The following is a 16,857-nucleotide window of genomic DNA, read 5'->3' as shown; positions in this document are numbered from 1 at the left end:
CCCCGCCCGGTTCGCCGGGTGGGGCGGTGTCGCGTCGGGACGGGCGCCGTCGCCGTACTAGGCGAGGACGAAGCCGTAGGTGTGATGTCCATGGACGTTGTTCCAGGTTGAGCTGATGACGGCCTGTCGCTGAGACAGGCGAGGACCCCCGGTTGTGAAGTGGAGCTGTCTAGGAACCGCTTCACCAACCGGAGGCCCTTGTGACCCACGCTAACGCTGCGCTGACTCCGCGTGCCCGGCTACGGCTGGCCCGTCTGATCGTCGACCAGGACTGGACCTGCTCCACCGCTGTCGACGACGGGCTCAGACTGACCCCCTAGCGTCGGCTTGGGATTGACCCCCTCTGCACGACGCTGAGGGGGTGTTGTCGGTGGAGGACTGGGCCGAGATCCGTCGTCTGCATCGGGCCGAGGGTGTCCCGATCAAGGAGATCGCCCGCCGGCTGGGGGTGGCCCGCAACACGGTGCGCTCCGCGTTGCGGGCGCCGGGCCCGCCGAAGCGGGAACGGGGCCCGCGGGGATCGCTGGCGGATGCGGTCGAGCCGCAGGTGCGGGCATTGCTGGCGCAGTTCCCACGCATGCCGGCCACGGTGATCGCAGAGCGGATCGGGTGGGAGCACTCGCTGACCGTGCTCAAGGACCGGATCCGCCAGATCCGCCCCGAGTATGTCGGGATCGACCCGGTCGACCGGGTCGCCTACGCACCGGGCGAGATCACCCAGTGCGACCTGTGGTTCCCCGAGACCACGATCCCCGTCGGCCCAGGCTAGGAACGGGTCCTACCGGTGCTGGTGATGACGCTGGGCTACTCGCGGTTCTTGTCCGCGACGATGATCCCCTCGCGCCAGGCCGGGGACATCCTGTCCGGGATGTGGCAGCTGATCAGCGACGTCGGGCGGGTGACCCGCACGCTGGTCTGGGACCGGGAGTCTGCGATCGGCGGGACCGGGCGGGTCTCGGCACCGGCCGCTGCGTTCGCCGGCACTCTGGCCACCCGGATCCGGCTTGCCCCACCGCGGGATCCGGAGTTCAAGGGGCTGGTCGAACGCAACAACGGCTACTTCGAGACCTCGTTCCTGCCCGGACGTCGCTTCGCCTCCCCAGCCGACTTCAACCACCAGATCGACGACTGGCTGGCCCGGGCCAACACCCGCACCGTCCGAGCGATCGGCGGCCGCCCGGTGGACGTGCTCGCCCACGACTACGCGGCGATGACTCCGCTGCCGCCGCTGGACCCGCCGATCGGGCTGGCCCAGCGGATCCGGCTGGCACGGGACTACTACGTCCGCGTCGATGCCAACGACTACTCCGTGGATCCGCAGATGATCGGCCGGTTCGTCGATGTCGCCGCCTCACCGCGCGAGGTCGTCGTCTACTGCGCCGGCCAGGTCGTCGCCCGTCACGACCGCAGCTGGGCCCGCCACGCGGTGATCACCGACCCGGCGCACCAGCACACCGCCGCGGCGATGCGCCGCGCCCTGGCCCACGACCGCAACACCCGACAGGCCGCAGCACGCCGTCACCTCGACGGCCACCCGGTGACCCTGCGCGCACTGCCCGACTACGACGCCCTGTTCGGTGTCGACTTCGTCTCCACTGCCGAGGAAGCGAGCAGCTCATGACAACCACACCACCGAAGATCACCACCGACCCCGCTGGGAGCTCGGGGCCGGCCGGTCCGGTGCTGGCCGCGGTCCCCGACGGACTGCCGGCGATGATCGCCTACCTGACCCGGGTCCTGAAGACCCCGACCATCGCGGCCAGCTGGGAACAGCTTGCCGCCCAGGCCCGTGAGGAGAACTGGTCGCACGAGGAGTATCTGGGCGCGCTGCTGCAGCGCCAGGTCGCCGACCGCGAGTCCAAGGGCACGGTCATGCGGATCCGCACCGCGCACTTCCCCCAGGTCAAGACCTTGGAGGACTTCAACCTCGACCATCTGCCCTCGCTGCGCCGCGACATCCTGGCCCACCTGGCCACGAGCACGTTCGTCGCCAAGTGCGAGAACGTGATCCTGCTCGGCCCGCCCGGGATCGGGAAGACCCACCTCGCGATCGGGCTCGGCGTCAAAGCCGCCCACGCCGGCTACTCGGTCCTGTTCGACACCGCCAGCAACTGGATCACCAGACTCGCCGCCGCGCACCAGAGCGGCCGGCTCGAGGCCGAGCTGAAGAAGATCCGCCGCTACAAACTGATCATCATCGACGAGGTCGGCTACATCCCGTTCGACCAGGACGCAGCGAACCTGTTCTTCCAGCTCATCGCTTCCCGCTATGAACAAGGCAGCGTCATGGTCACCAGCAATCTGCCCTTCGGCCGCTGGGGCGAGACCTTCTCCGACGACGTCGTCGCCGCAGCCATGATCGACCGCCTCGTCCACCACGCCGAAGTCCTGACCCTGTCCGGGGACTCCTACCGCACCCGCGCCCGACGCGAGCTCCTGGCCAAACACAACCGCGCCAGCAACGACTGACCATCACCACACCACGCCGGGGGTCAGTTCCAATCCGTCGCTACGGGGTCACTCCCAACCCGCCGTTGACAACGTAGGTCAGATCCACTACCCAGAGCCGGTTGGGTGCGGCGGCGGTGAAGTCCCGATCGACCAGATCCGGCGCCCGGGTGGCCTGTCGGTCGGGTCGGGTGGTCAGCACTGGCGCTCCGCGGCGGGCGCCGCGTAGGCCCAGGTAGCGCATCAGCCGCTCGACGGTGCAGCGGGCGACCGGAGCGCCGTCGGCGCCCGGGACGCCGTCTCGGCGCAGCTGGTGCCACATCTTGCGGGCTCCGTAGACCCCGCGGCCCTTGGCTCGGTCCCAGAACGTGGCCTCGATCGTCTCGGCCAGCCCGGTGTCGGAGCGCGCTCGCCGCGACGGCGGGCGGGTCTTGGCTGCGTAGTAGCCGCTCGGGGCGATCGTGGCGCCGTGCTGGGTCAGCACAGCACAGATCGGCTCGACCCCGAACCGGCCCTTGTGGGCGTCGATGTAGTCGACGATCACCGCAGTCGGCGGTCGAGCTCCGCCGAGGCGAAAAACGCCGAGGCAGTCTTGAGGATCTCATTCGCCCGCCGCAGCTCGGCGTTCTCCCGCCGCAGCCGGGTCAACTCGTCGCGGTCCTCGGTCGTGACCCCGGGTGTCAGACCGTCGTCGATATCGGCCTGCTTGCACCAGCCCCGCAGCGTGTCGGGAAGGATCCCCAGCTGCGGTCCGATCCGCTTACACGCGGCGTTGACCGACAAGCCGGGCTCCTGCTGGCGTGCTTCCCGGACCATGCGCTTGGCCCGCTCACGCATCTCGTCGCTGAACTTCCTCGGTGCCGGCACGAAGACCACCTTCCCGTGGCTTCAGTGCCTCCACCAGACCCGGGGCGCTTCAGGGTGTAGCCGACCGTCACGGCACCAATCCATCGTTGGCGTGCCTCGCTCCAGCTGAGTCCGCCGTCCCCGCGACTACGCCGACTGGCCATAGTCGGCCTCCTTCGCCTCGGTGGTGAGCAGATCGACGTAGCGGCTGATCGCAGTGGCCGGGATGAGGCGGGTCCGGCCCTCGGTCACCGAGCCGAGCCGCCCGGACCGGATCAACTCGTAGATCACCGACCGGCTGAGCGAGAGCAGCAGCATCGCCTCGGACACGCGGTAGAGCTGACGGGCGGGCAGCGTCTCGGCAGTGAACTCGGGCATGGCTCAGGCACCCACACAACCAGGCCCCTGAGCTGCCGGAACGGCAGGTTGAAAAAGGCTCACTGAACCGTCCCGGCTTCTCTGCCGCTCCGTTGTGAGCAGGCTGAGAGGATGGGTGTCGTGCCCAAGAAGATCGACCCAGCGGTTCGGAGCCAGGCTGTGCGTCTGGTGACCGAGCATCGTTCGGCGTACTCGACCGAGCGTGCCGTGCATGTCCAGGTCGCTGAGTCACTCGGGGTGTCGCGTGAGTCCGTGCGTCGCTGGGTGTCCCAGCACGACGTCGACACCGGCGTCGTAGCGGGCGTGACCAGCGATGACCGCGAGGAGCTGCGGCGGTTGCGGGCGGAGAACAAGCGCCTGCGCGAGGTCAACGAGGTCCTCAAGTCGGCGACGATTTTCTTCGTGGGGGAGCTCGACCCCCGAAACCGCTGATCGTCGCGTTCGTCGATCAGATGCGGGCTGCTGGTCATGCCGTCGAGTCGATCCTTGCTGCCCTCAACACCCTGGGGCTCACGATCGCGGCACGAACCTTGCGGGCCTGGTGCGCTCGGACCGGCACCAGGAACGGCGCCGCCGGCCGGGTCGCGGCCCGGACCGTCACCGACGCCCTGGTCGAAGACGCCGTCCGTGCGGCGGCGTTCACCACCAACCGCGCCGGCGAACCGGTGCTGGCCCCAGAGGGACTTTATGGGCGTCGCAAGATGCTGGCCCTGATCCGTCGAACGGTGCTGCCCGAGGCTGGGTTCGGAGCGGTCGACCGGGCGATGCGCTCGGTGGGGCTGGCCGGAGTGGTCCGCGGGAAACGGCCGCGCACGACCATCCCGGACTCGACCGCCCAGCGGGCCGCTGATCTGCTCGACCGCAACTTCACCGCCTCAGCACCCGACAGCAAGTGGGTCACCGACTTCACCTACGTGCGCACGTATCAGTCGTTCACCTACGTGGCGTTCATCGTGGACTGCTTCTCGCAGAAGATCGTGGGCTGGCACGCCGCGCTCACTCGTGACGTCGAGCTGGTGGACGTGCCGTTACGGATGGCGCTGTGGCGACGTGCCCACGAGGGCAAAGCCGTGGCCCGGGACCAGCTGATCTGCCATTCCGATGCCGGGTCGCAATATACGAGTCTGCGGTTCACCGAGCACCTGCACCTCGAGGGCATACGGCCCTCGGTCGGCAGCGTCGGCGACGCCTACGACAACGCCCTGATGGAGACCATCAACGGCCTCTACAAGGCCGAATGCATCCGCACCCGAGTCTTCCACGACGGCCCCTACCGCACGATCGCCGACGTCGAGTACGCCACCGCCAGCTGGGTCGAGTGGTACAACAACCGCCGACTGCACTCAAGTCTGGGCATGATCAGCCCCACCGAGTTCGAGGCAGCCCACTACGCTGACACAGAACCATCGGCCAGATGATCACTGGCCACCAAACCACCGGCAGTAAAGCCGGGACGGGACTGTTTCAAGATCGGTGTTTTCGGCCCGACACGCCGGGCTGAGGTCCGGCGAGATGGGCACGGACAGTGATGACATCGGACCTTGTGGATCCAAGCGAGGGTGACCCGAAGCCTGCTCGGCAGGCGTCGGCGGAGCGGGCCGCTGCGGCGGCGATGGTGGCCGAGGCGAAGGCGCGCGGGCTGGCGTTGACCGGCCCGGACGGCCTGTTGAAGCTCTTTACCAAGAATGTTCTGGAAACGGCGCTGAACGAGGAGATGACCGAGCACCTCGGGCACGACAAGAACCGGGCCGACCCCGGCCGGGAATCCACCAACGTGCGGAACGGGTCCCGCTCGAAGACGGTTCTCTCGGATGCCGCGGGTGACGTGGAGATCGACGTTCCGAGAGACAGGGCCAGCACTTTCGAGCCGCAGATCGTGAAGAAGCGTCAGCGGCGCCTCACAGATGTCGACGAGGTCGTACTGTCGCTGTATGCGAAAGGGATGACGACCGGGGAGGTTTCCGCACATTTCGCTGACATCTATGGGGCGTCAGTATCGAAGGAGACGGTCTCGCGGATCACCGACAAGGTCGTCGCCGAGATGAATGACTGGGTTGGTCGGCCGTTGGATTCGGTGTACGCCGCGGTGTTCATCGACGCTGTCCACGTCAAGGTCCGGGACGGGCAGGTCGCCAACCGGCCGGTCTACGCAGCCATCGGCGTCACCGTGGACGGCTGCAAGGACGTGCTGGGGCTGTGGATGGGCGTCGGCAGTGAGGGCGCGAAGTTCTGGATGAGCGTGCTGGTCGACCTGAAGAACCGCGGCGTGCGTGACGTGCTGTTCCTGGTCTGCGACGGCCTCAAAGGACTCCCGGAGGTCGTGGCCAACGTGTGGCCGCAAACCATTGTCCAAACCTGCGTCGTGCACCTGATCCGAAACACTTTCCGGCTGGTGGGTCGACAGGACTGGGACGCGGTGAAGCGCGACATCAAACCAATCTATGCCGCGCCCAACCCGAATGCAGCACTTATCGCTATGGATGAGCTCGACGAGAAATGGGGCCGTAAGTACGCGGCGATGATCCGGCTATGGCGCAACGCGTGGGAAGAGTTCGTGCCGTTCTTGGACTACGACGTCGAGATTCGAAGGGTGATCTGCTCTACGAATGCGATCGAATCGCTTAACGCCCGCTACCGGCGCGCGGTGCGGGCGCGTGGTCATTTCCCCACTGAGCAGGCTGCGATGAAATGCTTGTATCTTGTGACTCGCAGCCTGGACCCGACCGGGACGGGCCGCACGAGGTGGACGATGCGTTGGAAGCCCGTGATCAACGCGTTCGCCATCACGTTCGGTGACCGCTGGCCGGGAGCCGAGACCTACTGAGCAACGACGCCGAAACACCGATCACGAGACAGGCCCCGGCCCGTGGCGGCGGCCCCGGTGCAGGGGGCTCAGTCGACCGGCCTCCCGCGCCCGCCCCGCAGCACCCGCGTCACCGTGCCGGGGCGGGCGAGCACGCTGGGGTGCTCGTGCATCATCGTGACCGCGGACAGGCGCCGGTTCAGTTCGGGATCGGTGAACGAAGCGGCCTGCAGCCGCCGTCCGAACCAGGACGCGACCGGGTACCCGCGCGGGTAGGGACCGTCGACGTGTGGCAGCCGCAGGTCGGCCAGGGTCGAGATGCTCCAGGCGGCGTCGACGACGACCTGCACGTCGTCGAGGTAGCCACGGGCAGGCTCCGCCAATGACGGAGCGGAGCGGAGATAGGCCGACAGGCAAGAGGCGTGCAGCGCGGCGGAGGTCATGCCCTGCCCGTAGACGGGGTTGAACGAGGCGATCGCGTCACCGACCGGGATGATGCCGGCGGGCAGTCGCAGGGACGCGGTGTCGCGGCGACGGCTGTCGGCCTGGTGGTAGGTGACGACGTCGCCGATCATCCGGGCGCCGGTGGCGATGTCGCCGAAGGCAGCCGGGAAGTCCCGGCTGCAGCGCTCGCGGAAGTCTGAGGGGTCGCGAGTGGGCCGGTCGTCGCCGTAGCCGGCGACCAGGACGATCCACCGGTTGTTCTCGACCGCCTGGATCCCGGCCTGACGGGCGACCCGGCCGTGGTCGGCGTCGGAGGTCGCGATCACGACGCCGGCATCGCTGATCGCAGAGTCACGCTCGAACAGGGCGCTGGCGTAGTTCAGCCTGATCGGCATCCGCTGCCAGGTGGGACGCGGATGACCACCCTGGTCCAGCCACTCGGCGAGCCTGCTCGACCGGCCGGTGGCGTCGACGACCAGATCCGCGGGCTCGGTCACGACCTCGTCCCCGACCCGCACCCGGGCCCCGGACACCCGCGCGCCGTCGAACGCCAGCCCCTCGGCACGACCTGCGACCACACGGATCCCGGGGACGGCGGTGGTGGCCCGCCGGACCAGGTTCTCGAGGAAGGGGCGGGTCGTCACCAGGGTCGGCTCGTCCTGCGGCGTGGCGGGGAGCGGGCGGAGGCGGCCGTTGACCCAGAGCTCCACCGTTGCGGGGTCGGGCGGCACTGCGCCCTCGCAGATCGCGGTCGCGGTGATGCCGGGGAACCAGCGTTCGAGCTGGACCTACCCGGCGGGCAGCAGCGCGTGCACCTGCCCGCCCTGCGGCACGCCGGGGCGGGGCTCCGGGCCGGTCGGGTCACCGTCGGGGTCGATGAGCAGGACCTCCTCGGCGTGGTCGGCGAGCACGCGCGCGGCAAGCATCCCGGCGATGCTCGCCCCGAGTACCACGGCGCGGCCCATGACGGTCCGTGGTCCCCGTGGTGGGTCTGCGGTGGCGATCTCGGCGAACACGCGGGCCGGGGGGGGGGCGGGGCACGGACGGCCTCCAGGGGATCGGTGGGTCCGGTCTGAGGACCGAGCCTACGTCGCCCCGTCCGTTCCCCGGTGTGACGACGGGGCAGGGTCGGTTCCCCCGGTGTCACAGATCGATGTGCAGGAGCGGGCAGCCCGAACGGCACGGACGGGACGACACCGGAGAGGGTGTTCGAGAAGGTCCGTCGTGGACGTCGTCCATTGCCCCTCCCCGTGCGTCCGACGACGAGGACTGCTCGACGTCGAAGGTCAGAGCCCGACCGCGTCCGCGCCGTGCTTGGCCTGCGCAGCGGTGAAGCCCTCGAACTTCAGCTGGTCGATCAGACCCTGCCGGGAGAACGAGCTGAACTCCATGTAGCTCTTCGCGGACCGTGCCGCCTGCTCGTCCCAGTCGACGGTCACGTGGTCGACGGCATACGTCGCGTCGGCGGTGGAGAAGTGCTCGAACTCGAGCTGCTTGATGAGACCCGTGCGCGAGAACGAGCTGAAGTCGAGGTAGCCCTCGGCCGACTCGACGGCGTTCTGTCGGCTCACCGACAGTGCGGGCACGGCCGGGGCGGCGTAGGTCTCGGGAGCGGACGCCGCGCTGCTCGGTGCCGGGGCGATCACCGCCGGCGGCGCGGCGGCCACGGTGGACGGCACGACGGCGGGTGCGGAGGACGGGGCCGCAGCGATGGGGGACGCCGCGTCTCCGTCGCCCGAGCCTCCGGCAGCTGCGGCGGCGACGATCACCACGGCGAGCCCGCCGACGACGAACGGCCACTTCCGTCGTCGAGCCGGAGCCGGAGCCGGGTGAAGGGGCGGTTGCTGCGCCCAGGGTGCGGTCGGGAGGTTCCGCTGCTGCGGGATCCGGCCCGGCGGCGGGTACTGGCCGGGCGGCACGCCGTGGCCGGCCGGGGTGGTGCTCCAGGAGGGGCCCTGTGGGGTCTGCGGGGTCGTCATGGCCCCTATGTCGCTCGAGACGACCGAGTGTTGCCGGGTGCGGCGGCGGATCCCCAGAATTAGGGAAGGGGTACCGTGAATTCGGTGGCTTCCCTGGCGCCCCTGTCAGGAGAGCCCGGTCCCGCGCAGCGAGTGCTGGAGCGGCCCGGCGACCCAGTCGTCGACCTCGCGCGGTGACCGCAGCCGTACCACTGTCAGCGCCGGGTGCTCCCGGGCGACCGCGGGTACCAGCTCCCGGTAGTTGTGCCGGGTCGCGACGGCCCAGCGCACGATGTTCTCCCGGTCGACGAGCAGCCGGTGCAGTGGAGGCTCGACGTTGCCGTTCCACAGCACCTCACGGTGGCGGCTGCGCCGCCACGTCCGCCGCAGCACACGGGGGAACGTGACGGTCCAGAACGGCAGGTCGAGCCAGACGAGCAGGTCCGCGCGGGCCGCCAGGCGCGGGCGTGCCGTGCCGTACTGCCACTCGGTGACCCACGTGGCGGCGGCGGTGAACCGGTCGACGTCGTCGAGGAAGGACGGGCGCGGCACCCACCCGGGGCCGTGGAACAACGCGTCGATCTCGGTGTGCGGACCGCCCGTCACCGTGGCGAGGCGGGCGGCGAGCGTCGTCTTCCCGGATCCGGAGACCCCTGCGACGAGGATGCGGCGCGGTCGGGTGGGCAACAGGTCGTCCCAGCACAGCACCCCCACACCGTACGGCCGGAATGCGATGGGAAATCCGTGCGACGGGGGCGCGATCGCGGCTAGCGTGCGACCGACCGTGCACCGACCCGAGGAGGTGAGCCCCGTGACCGCGGTACCGATACGGGCGCTCCCACCCGGACGGCAGGCCGTCCCGGAGCGCCGCGAGCACTCCCGGAAGGCACGACCATGCATGTCACCAGCACAGAGCATCTCGACGACCACCTGACCGAGCACCGGTTCACCCTCGACGGCGTCCCCGGCGTTCTCTGGTCACCCCGCACGACCAGCGGCCCGACCCCGCTGGTCCTGCTGGGCCACCCCGGCGACCTGGCACGCATGCACCCGAGGCTGCTCGGGCGGGCCCGCTCCTGTGTCGCCGACGGGTACGCCGCCGCGACCCTGGAGCTGCCCGGTGCCGGCGGACGACCCCGCATGCCCGACGTCGAGGCCGCCCGCGCCGAGCTGCGCCGGGTGGTCCGGGCGGGCGAACCCGTTCCCGACGCCGTCGTCGAACGGCTGGTCACGCCGCTGGTCGAGGCGTCGGTCCCGGAGTGGCGGACGCTGCTCGACGCGCTGCCCGAGCACGACCCGGTCGCCTGGTCGGGCGGGATCGCCGCGATCGGTGTCCGGATGGCGCTGGAGCCGCGGATCGCGGCGGCGCTGCTGTTCGCCGGTAGCCGGATGCCGCGCGCGACCCTGGACGAGGCCCGGCGGGTCACCGTCCCGCTGCTGATGCTGCTGCAGTGGGACGACGAGGGCAACGACCGCCGGCAGGCCCTCGACCTGTTCGACGCGCTCGGCAGTGACGCGCTCGGCAGGACGGAGAAGACGTTGCACGCCAACACCGGCGGGCACACCGGCGTTCCTGCGTTCGAGGGCGGCGACGCGGCCCGGTTCCTCGCCCGGCACCTGCGGTGCCGGGGCCGGTCCGGATGATCCGGTGCCCGCGGCCGGCCGAATCGGACGAGCCCGTCGTCAGAGGACCCCGATGCCGGGGTGGTGGGCGAGGATCCGGTCCAGCCGCGACCCGACCTCGTCGCAGTTGAGCCGCACGACGTCCAGGAAGGCCGCGAGGACGGGCGAGTCGTCCGACGCCCGGAACGACAGCTGCAGGTCGGGAAGGCGGACGGCCGGCGTGACGTCGCAGAACCGGACGTCGTCGCGGGCCAGCAGTCGCATCCGCGACGGCCCCAGTCCCACGCCGACGCCGCACGCGGCGAGGCCGACGATCGTGTGGATGTCACGGGCGGTCGCGGCGCCGTCCAGTGCCGTCGGCGCGTCCGCGAAGACGGTCTGCAGCCAGGCCCCGACCCCCGGCTCGTCGGCACTGCCGGACACGACGAGCCGCTCGCCCGCGAGCTGTTCGATGGTGACCGACCTCGTCCCCGCGAAGGGGTGCGTCACGGCGACGGCGGCGATGAGGTCGTCGGTGCCGATGGGCACCGTGACGAGATCCTCGGCCCCCGGGCCCCGGGGAGCCCCGCGGCCGACGGCGACGTCGAGCTCGCCCGCGAGCAGACCCGCGACGCCCGCCGGGGTTCCCGTCTCGAGTGCCTCGAGCCGGACGTCCGGCCGGGCGCGCTGGAACCGGCCGAGCACCCCGGGCAGCGGTGCGAGCAGCGCCGACCCGATGAAACCCAGCCGGAGCCGCCCGGTCTCCCCACGTGCCGCTCGTCCGGCGTCGACGACGGCTCCGCCCATCTCGTCGAGCGCGCTCCGGGCGCGCGCGAGGAACGCCGTGCCGGCCGCCGTCGGGAACACCCCCTTCGGCGTGCGGTCGAACAGCCGCTCGCCGACCTCGCGTTCGAGGGCGGCGATCTGGGAGGACAGCGGCGGCTGTGCGATCCCCAGCGACGCGGCCGCCCGGCCGAAGTGCCGGTGCTCGGCGAGCGCCTGCGCGTACCGCAGATGACGTGCTTCCACCCGCACTACGATAGCTCGGAGATATCGCGCTGCTGTACGTGAGATATGAAGGTGGATGACGCCGGCCGGTGCTGGTGTGGTGGGGGCGTGTCCGCAGAACCGAAGACCTCCCTGAACCATCCCGCCACCGGCACCTCCGTCGTGCTCCTGCACGGCGCCTGGCACTCCTCGCTGCACTGGGGCCCGGTGCGGACGGCGCTGGCTCGGCACGGGCTGACGAGCCACGCCCTCGACATGCCCGGGCACGGCCTCGACGCCCCGTACCCGTCGGGCTACCTCCTCCCTGGGCAGCCGGGGCTCACGACGGAGCGTTCCGGGCTGGCCGACCTCACCTCCGACGTCGTCGTGAAGGACCTGCTGGGGCAGCTCGCGGACATTCGGCGGCGCACCGCCCGGCTGGTGCTGGTCGCCCACAGTGCCGGTGGCGGGCCCGCGTCCGCCGTCCTCGAACAGGAGCCGGGCCTCGCCGACCACGTCGTGTACCTGTCGGCGTTCGTCCCCGCGGGCCGTCCCCGGTTCGCCGACTACATCGGCGCGCCGGAGAACGCCCACGCCACGCACGCACCCCGGATCGGTGACCCGGACCGGATCGGCGCGATGCGGATCAACCCCCTGTCCGACGACCCCGCCGAGGTCGAGGCGATCCGCACCTCGTTCCTGCACGACTGGCCGGCCGGGCGGCCCGCCTGGCGGTCGCTGCTGCAGCCCGACGAGACGACGGCGATCCTCTCCGACCCGTTCGCCGTCACCGCCGGCCGGTGGGGCACCGTGCCCCGCAGCTACGTCCGGCTCACCGACGACCGCGCCCTCCCCGTGGCGACCCAGGACCTGATGATCGCCGAGGCCGACCGGGCCGCTCCCGGCCGCGGGTTCGAGGTGCACTCGTTGCCCGGCGGCCACTCGCCCTTCCTGACCCGTCCCGACGAGCTCGGCAGGCTGCTCGCCGACCTCGCCACCCGGCGATGAGGCGCCTCGCGCTGCCCGTCCTGCTCTCGGGCACGTTCGTGCAGCTCATGAGCGTCACGGTGATGCAGATCGTCGTGCCCGACGTCCGCGCGGACCTGGCTGCGGGCGCGGGCGCCGGTCAGCTGGTCGTCGCCGGTTACACCCTGACCTTCGCCTGCACCCTGATCACCGCCGCGCGCCTGGGCGACCGCTGGGGGCACCGTCGCCTGTTCGTCGTCGGGACCGCGATCTTCACCGCGGCCGCCGCCACCGGCGCGCTCGCCCCCGCCCCCGACGTCCTCGTCGCCGCACGGCTGGTGCAGGGCATCGGCAGCGGGTTGGTCGCACCGCAGGTTCTGTCGATCATCCAGCGGTCGGTGGACCCCGGGCGGCGGGCCCGGGCCCTGTCCTGGTTCGGCGCGACGATGGCCGTCGCCTCGTTGGCCGGCCCGGTGCTCGGTGGGGTGCTGCTCGAGCTCGACCCGTTCGGCGCCGGATGGCGTGCGGCCCTGGCCGTGACCGTCCCGGTGGGGGTGGCCGCGCTGTTCCTGTGGCCCGTGCTCCCGCGGACCGGGGGAGGAGCCGCCGACCGGGTCCCGCTCGACGTGGCCGGGGCCCTGCTCAGCGTGACGGGTCTGTCCGCCGTCGTGCTCCCCCTGGCGCTCGGCGGGGAACAGGGGTGGCCGATGTGGACCTGGGTGTCCTTCGCGGCGGCGATGGTGCTGCTGTCGGCCCTGGTCGTCCAGCAGCGTCGCGCCGCGTATCCGCTGGTCCAGCCGGCAGCGCTGGGCACCGCCACAGCCCGCCTCGGCATCGGGGTCGTGCTGGTGTTCAACGCGGGGGTGCCGTCCTTCGTCCTGCTGCTGTCGCTGCACCTGCAGGGGCCCGTCGGGTTCGGTCCGCTGCGCACGGCCGGGACGATCGCGACCTACGCCGTCGGGACGCTCGCCGGGAGCGCGCTCGCCGAGCCGCTCGCGCGACGGTGGGACGTGTCGATGCTCGCCGGCGCATCGCTCGTGCTCGCCGCGGTGTGCGGTGCGACCGTCGTCGTGGTCGACCACCCCGGCCCCGTGCTCTGGGCCGTGCTGGCCCTGGGCGGGATCGCGTTCGGGGCGTTCACCGCCTCGGCCTTCACCCTCGTCCTGGCCGAGGTGCCGGCCGGAGCGGTGGGCACGGTGTCCGGGCTGCTGCCCACGGCACAGCAGCTGGGCGGGACGATCGGGGTGGCGCTCTGCGGCGCCGCCTACACCGCCGGGGCCGTGCCCTCGTTCGGGCGTGCCGGCGCCTACCAGGTCACGGTGTTCCTGCTCGCCGCGGCCGTCGCCGTGGCCCTCGCCCGCGCGACCCGTTCGCGCACCGCCCCCGAGTCCGCGGCCCGTCATGGATGAGGACACGGCCGGTACGACGGCGGCCGACCACCAGGTCCTGGACCTGTCGGCCGAGGAGCTGCTCACCACGACGCGGTCGGTGCGGCGGCGGCTGGATCTGGACAGGCCGGTCGATCCCGCCCTGCTGCGGCGCTGCATCGAGATCGCCACCCAGGCGCCCACCGGTCGGCACGAGCAGGGCTGGCACTTCGTGGTCGTCACCGACCCGTCGGTGCGCACCTGGCTCGCCGACCTCTGGCGGGCGGGCATCGGCCGCGGCGACAGCCCGATGTCGACCGAGGAGCTGCGCCGCGCCCACGTCCGCCCGGGTGCGATGGAGAAGGTGTGGGACGGGCTCGGCCACCTGTCCCAGAACCTGGACCGGGTCCTGACCACCGGCACCATGGCCGTCGAGCGCGACGTGGCCGCCCTGCTCGGCATCCCCTACGAGTCGGTGATGCAGGCGGCGTTGATCCCGGTCGCGCACACCGTCGGCACGGAGTTCCGTCCGGCGACGCGCATCCCGGTGGACGAGGTCGTGCACTGGGACCGGTGGTAGAGCGGGTCCCGCGCTGCGTGTCAACCGAGGTCGCTCGGGGCCCGGCCGGTCACGCGTCGGAACGCCTCGGCGAACGCACCGGGCTTGCGGTAGCCGACCGCCCGGGCCGTCGCCCCGACCGACGTGCCGCGTGCGAGCAGGACCAGCGCCGCACGGACGCGGGCGTGGGTGCGCCACTGGGCGAAGGTCATGCCCGTCTCGGCTCGGAACAGCCGGGTCAGCGTGCGGACGCCGGCGGCGACGTGGTCGGCCCAGGCGGCCAGGTCGCGGTCGTCCGCGGGGTCGGCGACCAGGGCGTCGGTGATGGTCCGCAGCCGTGGGTCGTCGGGACGGGCAGGGTGAAGGTGGTGCTCGGGACGGGTTCGAGCAACGTGACGAGCAGCTGCTCGGCCCGGTCCCGCGCGGCGGTTCCGGGGGTGCCCAGGTGCACGATGAGCTCCCGGACCAAGGGGGTGACCAGCACTCCGGTCGGTTCGGTCCACGGTGTGGTCCCGGTGAGGATCACGCCGTAGCCGAGTCCGCCGCGGACCACCTCGATCGCGTGCGGCACCCCGGCGGGCATCCACAACGCGTGCGTGGGGGGCACGAGCCAGTCGCGTTCGGACGTGTGGTGGGTGACCGTCGCGGACACCGACCAGCTGAGCAGATGGAAGTCGTGCGTGTGCAGGTCGAAGGAGAACCCGTCGTCGAACCGAGTCCGTGCGGTCGCGAGCACGGTCCCGGACACGCGCACCTCCGGTTGGCCGTCTCACGGCCATGATCGGCTACCTACCGCACGAGCGCCATCCTAGCGTCGACGACATGCAGACCCTCAGGACGACCGACGAGATCGACGCCCTCATCGGCACCCCGCCGAGACCGGTGGTGCTCAAGTCGACAGCGGTGCTCGACGAGGGCTGCCGCGAGATCTTCGCCGCCGCCCCGGTCGTCGCCGTCGGCACCCGGGCCGGCACCGTGCTCGCCGGCGGGTGGCCCGGTGTCGTCCGCGCCGAGTCCGACACGCTGCTGTCGGTGCCGCTGGACGACGTGCCCGCGCCCGGGACGGGGTGTCGATTCGGAGGTCACGCCGTCGCGCCATCAGGGGGTGAGCACCACCTTGCCGAACACCGAGCCCTCCGTGAGGGAACGGAGAGCCTCCGGTGCCGCCGTGAGGGGGTAGCGGGCCCCGACGGGGCCGCGCAGGTCTCCGCGGCGGGCGAGAGCCGAAACCCGTTCCCAGGAGGTCCGCAGCTCGGGCGCGCCGGCCGTGTTGAGACTGACCGTCAGCCGGGTGGGGGAGCGGTGGTAGATCTCCATGATCGCCTGGAGGTCGGAGCCGGACGGAATCCCCCTGCGGCCCCGCAGAGGAGGTAGCGGCCGTACGGACCGAGCAGCCGGAGGTGCGCGCCGAGGTCAGGGCCGCCGACGGTGTCGACGACCAGGTCGAGGTCGGCGGGCCGCACGGTCGCCTCGTCCCGCCGCACGACCTCCGTGGCGCCGAGAGTCAGCAGGCGCTGCGCCCGCGACGTCGACGAGGTCACTGCGACGACGTGTGCTCCGTGGGACGCGGCGATCTGGGTGGCGTGCACCCCGATGCACCCATCGGATCACGACCTGCCCCGGGCCCGCGACGGGTTCGGGTCGGTCCTGGACCGCCACCTGCCCGGGATCACCGAAAGACTCCACCACGACGGACCGCACAGCCCCTCGCACATTTCGTTCCTATGCAGAACGATATCAGCCGAGCCGACATCCGGCTGTCGACGACGATCGGACATCCCGCAGCGGGTGAGCGCGCTGGTCCTGCTCGTGGGCCCTGACCGGGACGGCGGTGGTCGTCCACCACGGTGACGGTGCGGATCCGCCGGCTGCGGCCGGGTGCCCGAAGGGGAACCTCGGCGGCCGTCGGACCGGCGTCGCCACCCGCCACCGAGATCGATCGGGAGGCCGGACAGGGCGACCTGACGTCGGTCACATCGGGCCGACCCCGCTCGCCCCGTCGCCGCCACCCCGGGCCACGTTCTCCAGCCATTCCCAGAGCACCCCCTCCCTGCCCGCGTCGTAGGACTCCTTCGAGGACGAGGTGGCGTGGGTGCGAGTACTACATCGGAGCAGCGACCGACCGGCCTCCGACCGCCGGATACGACGTCCTCGACGGCGGCCGCACTCCTGGGCGGTGTTCAGCGGCTCCGGCGTGTTCCCGCGGTCCCTGGAGTCCCTGTGGCGGGCGGTCGGAGGTGAGTGGCTGCCTGCCAACCCGTACGAGCTGGTGCCCGCGCCGTCGCTCGTGCGCGCGACCTACCACGACGAGGACGGCGAGCGCGCCGACATCGAGCTGTGGCTCGCCGTCCGGCCCACGACCGCCACCGGTCCGTGAGAGTCTACCGCCCGCGGACCTCCAGGGTGGACGAACGCGGCCCACCTCGCTCCGCTCGTCACGAAGGGCCCGGATGCCGAGGCCCCGGCGGCGACGGTGCCGACCGGGCAGCGGGTCGTCCC

The 16,857-nt window shown here is 71.5% G+C and carries 20 protein-coding genes, 1 pseudogene and 1 other annotated feature; of the genes and pseudogenes, 9 read left to right on the top strand and 12 right to left on the bottom strand.

Translation table 11 applies throughout. The annotated features are described in order from the left end of the window. Nucleotides 1-361: 361 nt before the first annotated feature. Nucleotides 362-1,621: pseudogene (gene istA, locus XF36_RS13005) on the top strand (IS21 family transposase). Continuing rightward, nucleotides 1,618-2,469, top strand: coding sequence for an IS21-like element helper ATPase IstB (gene istB / locus XF36_RS13000; protein ID WP_060713594.1), 852 nt, complete (start codon nt 1,618-1,620; stop codon nt 2,467-2,469). The pseudogene istA and the gene istB overlap by 4 nt, the downstream one beginning before the upstream one ends. A gap of 40 nt (nt 2,470-2,509) precedes the next feature. Here the strand turns inward: istB and XF36_RS12995 are convergent, their stop codons facing one another. The 3 genes from XF36_RS12995 to XF36_RS12985 all read right to left on the bottom strand — a co-directional run bounded on the left by XF36_RS12995 (nt 2,510) and on the right by XF36_RS12985 (nt 3,672). Then, nucleotides 2,510-2,992, bottom strand: a complete 483-nt coding sequence (locus XF36_RS12995) for an IS3 family transposase (RefSeq protein WP_060712185.1) — start codon at nt 2,990-2,992, stop codon at nt 2,510-2,512. After that, nucleotides 2,900-3,031 (bottom strand) — a sequence feature (AL1L pseudoknot). Its footprint overlaps the gene before it by 93 nt. Next, nucleotides 2,989-3,315 (bottom strand): transposase, encoded by a 327-nt coding sequence (locus XF36_RS12990; RefSeq protein ID WP_060714667.1) that lies wholly within the window; start codon nt 3,313-3,315, stop codon nt 2,989-2,991. (Overlaps the previous feature by 43 nt.) Before XF36_RS12990 ends, XF36_RS12995 begins: the two co-directional genes overlap by 4 nt. 126 nt (nt 3,316-3,441) lie before the next feature. Continuing rightward, entirely contained in the window at nt 3,442-3,672 is a 231-nt protein-coding gene (locus XF36_RS12985) for a helix-turn-helix domain-containing protein (RefSeq protein WP_060712184.1), read from the bottom strand. Nucleotides 3,673-3,792: 120 nt separating this feature from the next. On the opposite strand from XF36_RS12985, the gene XF36_RS12975 reads away from it, so the two are divergent. Both XF36_RS12975 and XF36_RS12970 read left to right on the top strand, forming a co-directional pair. Beyond that, nucleotides 3,793-5,090 (top strand): IS3 family transposase gene (locus XF36_RS12975; protein ID WP_145981349.1). Its coding sequence is split into 2 segments (ribosomal slippage): nt 3,793-4,066 and nt 4,066-5,090, totalling 1,299 coding nucleotides; the frame shifts between segments, so codons are not numbered across the junction. A 194-nt stretch (nt 5,091-5,284) separates the two neighbouring features. Next, nucleotides 5,285-6,496 (top strand): IS256 family transposase, encoded by a 1,212-nt coding sequence (locus XF36_RS12970; RefSeq protein WP_238589343.1) that lies wholly within the window; start codon nt 5,285-5,287, stop codon nt 6,494-6,496. Nucleotides 6,497-6,564: 68 nt separating this feature from the next. On the opposite strand, the gene XF36_RS12965 is transcribed toward XF36_RS12970, so the two are convergent. The 4 genes from XF36_RS12965 to XF36_RS12955 all read right to left on the bottom strand — a co-directional run bounded on the left by XF36_RS12965 (nt 6,565) and on the right by XF36_RS12955 (nt 9,585). After that, entirely contained in the window at nt 6,565-7,629 is a 1,065-nt protein-coding gene (locus XF36_RS12965) for an NAD(P)/FAD-dependent oxidoreductase (RefSeq protein WP_202968521.1), read from the bottom strand. Between the two features lie 78 nt (nt 7,630-7,707). Continuing rightward, on the bottom strand, nt 7,708-7,884 hold the full coding sequence (locus tag XF36_RS33255; RefSeq protein WP_202968520.1) for an FAD/NAD(P)-binding protein: 177 nt from the start codon (nt 7,882-7,884) through the stop codon (nt 7,708-7,710). Between the two features lie 321 nt (nt 7,885-8,205). Then, nucleotides 8,206-8,898, bottom strand: a complete 693-nt coding sequence (locus XF36_RS12960) for an Ltp family lipoprotein (protein ID WP_082375386.1) — start codon at nt 8,896-8,898, stop codon at nt 8,206-8,208. Nucleotides 8,899-9,003: 105 nt separating this feature from the next. Continuing rightward, nucleotides 9,004-9,585, bottom strand: coding sequence for an AAA family ATPase (locus XF36_RS12955; protein ID WP_238589252.1), 582 nt, complete (start codon nt 9,583-9,585; stop codon nt 9,004-9,006). A 186-nt stretch (nt 9,586-9,771) separates the two neighbouring features. Between XF36_RS12955 and XF36_RS12950 the strand changes: the two genes are divergently transcribed. Continuing rightward, nucleotides 9,772-10,521 carry a hypothetical protein gene (locus tag XF36_RS12950; RefSeq protein ID WP_060712182.1) on the top strand — a complete coding sequence of 250 codons (750 nt, stop codon included), beginning with the start codon at nt 9,772-9,774 and terminating at the stop codon, nt 10,519-10,521. A gap of 39 nt (nt 10,522-10,560) precedes the next feature. Here the strand turns inward: XF36_RS12950 and XF36_RS12945 are convergent, their stop codons facing one another. After that, a complete protein-coding gene (locus XF36_RS12945) occupies nt 10,561-11,508 on the bottom strand; it encodes a LysR family transcriptional regulator (protein WP_060714664.1) in 948 nt (315 codons plus the stop codon). Nucleotides 11,509-11,595: 87 nt separating this feature from the next. Here XF36_RS12945 and XF36_RS12940 point away from each other — a divergent pair, with 87 nt between their 5' ends. Genes XF36_RS12940 through XF36_RS12930 form a run of 3 tightly spaced genes read left to right on the top strand, consistent with a single transcriptional unit; the run spans nt 11,596 to nt 14,379 of the window. After that, nucleotides 11,596-12,474: an alpha/beta hydrolase gene (locus XF36_RS12940; RefSeq protein ID WP_238589251.1), complete on the top strand. Its 879-nt coding sequence runs from the start codon at nt 11,596-11,598 to the stop codon at nt 12,472-12,474. Further along, a complete protein-coding gene (locus XF36_RS12935; protein WP_060712181.1) occupies nt 12,471-13,841 on the top strand; it encodes an MFS transporter in 1,371 nt (456 codons plus the stop codon). Before XF36_RS12940 ends, XF36_RS12935 begins: the two co-directional genes overlap by 4 nt. Beyond that, nucleotides 13,834-14,379: a nitroreductase family protein gene (locus XF36_RS12930; RefSeq protein WP_060712180.1), complete on the top strand. Its 546-nt coding sequence runs from the start codon at nt 13,834-13,836 to the stop codon at nt 14,377-14,379. The genes XF36_RS12935 and XF36_RS12930 overlap by 8 nt, the downstream gene beginning before the upstream one ends. Nucleotides 14,380-14,399: 20 nt before the next feature. On the opposite strand, the gene XF36_RS34055 is transcribed toward XF36_RS12930, so the two are convergent. The 4 genes from XF36_RS34055 to XF36_RS35555 form a co-directional block, all read right to left on the bottom strand. Further along, nucleotides 14,400-14,591: a helix-turn-helix domain-containing protein gene (locus tag XF36_RS34055; RefSeq protein WP_238589326.1), complete on the bottom strand. Its 192-nt coding sequence runs from the start codon at nt 14,589-14,591 to the stop codon at nt 14,400-14,402. A gap of 5 nt (nt 14,592-14,596) precedes the next feature. Continuing rightward, nucleotides 14,597-15,106, bottom strand: a complete 510-nt coding sequence (locus XF36_RS34050; RefSeq protein ID WP_168169507.1) for an AraC family ligand binding domain-containing protein — start codon at nt 15,104-15,106, stop codon at nt 14,597-14,599. 350 nt (nt 15,107-15,456) lie between these two features. Further along, on the bottom strand, nt 15,457-15,675 hold the full coding sequence (locus XF36_RS35560; RefSeq protein ID WP_060712177.1) for a zinc-binding dehydrogenase: 219 nt from the start codon (nt 15,673-15,675) through the stop codon (nt 15,457-15,459). Beyond that, nucleotides 15,642-15,899: a hypothetical protein gene (locus XF36_RS35555; protein WP_414706242.1), complete on the bottom strand. Its 258-nt coding sequence runs from the start codon at nt 15,897-15,899 to the stop codon at nt 15,642-15,644. Before XF36_RS35555 ends, XF36_RS35560 begins: the two co-directional genes overlap by 34 nt. Before the next feature lie 635 nt (nt 15,900-16,534). Here XF36_RS35555 and XF36_RS32405 point away from each other — a divergent pair. Further along, nucleotides 16,535-16,735, top strand: coding sequence for a GyrI-like domain-containing protein (locus XF36_RS32405; protein WP_060712175.1), 201 nt, complete (start codon nt 16,535-16,537; stop codon nt 16,733-16,735). The last annotated feature ends 122 nt before the right edge of the window (nt 16,736-16,857 follow it).

The sequence above is a fragment of the Pseudonocardia sp. HH130629-09 genome (genome assembly GCF_001294645.1).
In the GTDB taxonomy this organism is placed as follows: Bacteria; Actinomycetota; Actinomycetes; order Mycobacteriales; family Pseudonocardiaceae; genus Pseudonocardia.
Note: the sequence above shows the minus strand (reverse complement) of the source record. Positions and strands in the feature narration are given on the sequence as shown.

Excerpts from the sequence above, each read along its gene's own strand:
- istB (WP_060713594.1), top strand. The coding sequence starts at position 1,618 with ATGACAACCACACCACCGAAGATCACCACCGACCCCGCTGGGAGCTCG.
- XF36_RS12985 (WP_060712184.1), bottom strand. The coding sequence starts at position 3,672 with ATGCCCGAGTTCACTGCCGAGACGCTGCCCGCCCGTCAGCTCTACCGC.
- XF36_RS12970 (WP_238589343.1), top strand. The coding sequence starts at position 5,285 with ATGGTGGCCGAGGCGAAGGCGCGCGGGCTGGCGTTGACCGGCCCGGAC.
- XF36_RS33255 (WP_202968520.1), bottom strand. The coding sequence starts at position 7,884 with ATGGGCCGCGCCGTGGTACTCGGGGCGAGCATCGCCGGGATGCTTGCC.
- XF36_RS12960 (WP_082375386.1), bottom strand. The coding sequence starts at position 8,898 with ATGACGACCCCGCAGACCCCACAGGGCCCCTCCTGGAGCACCACCCCG.
- XF36_RS12950 (WP_060712182.1), top strand. The coding sequence starts at position 9,772 with ATGCATGTCACCAGCACAGAGCATCTCGACGACCACCTGACCGAGCAC.
- XF36_RS12935 (WP_060712181.1), top strand. The coding sequence starts at position 12,471 with ATGAGGCGCCTCGCGCTGCCCGTCCTGCTCTCGGGCACGTTCGTGCAG.
- XF36_RS12930 (WP_060712180.1), top strand. The coding sequence starts at position 13,834 with ATGGATGAGGACACGGCCGGTACGACGGCGGCCGACCACCAGGTCCTG.
- XF36_RS35560 (WP_060712177.1), bottom strand. The coding sequence starts at position 15,675 with ATGGAGATCTACCACCGCTCCCCCACCCGGCTGACGGTCAGTCTCAAC.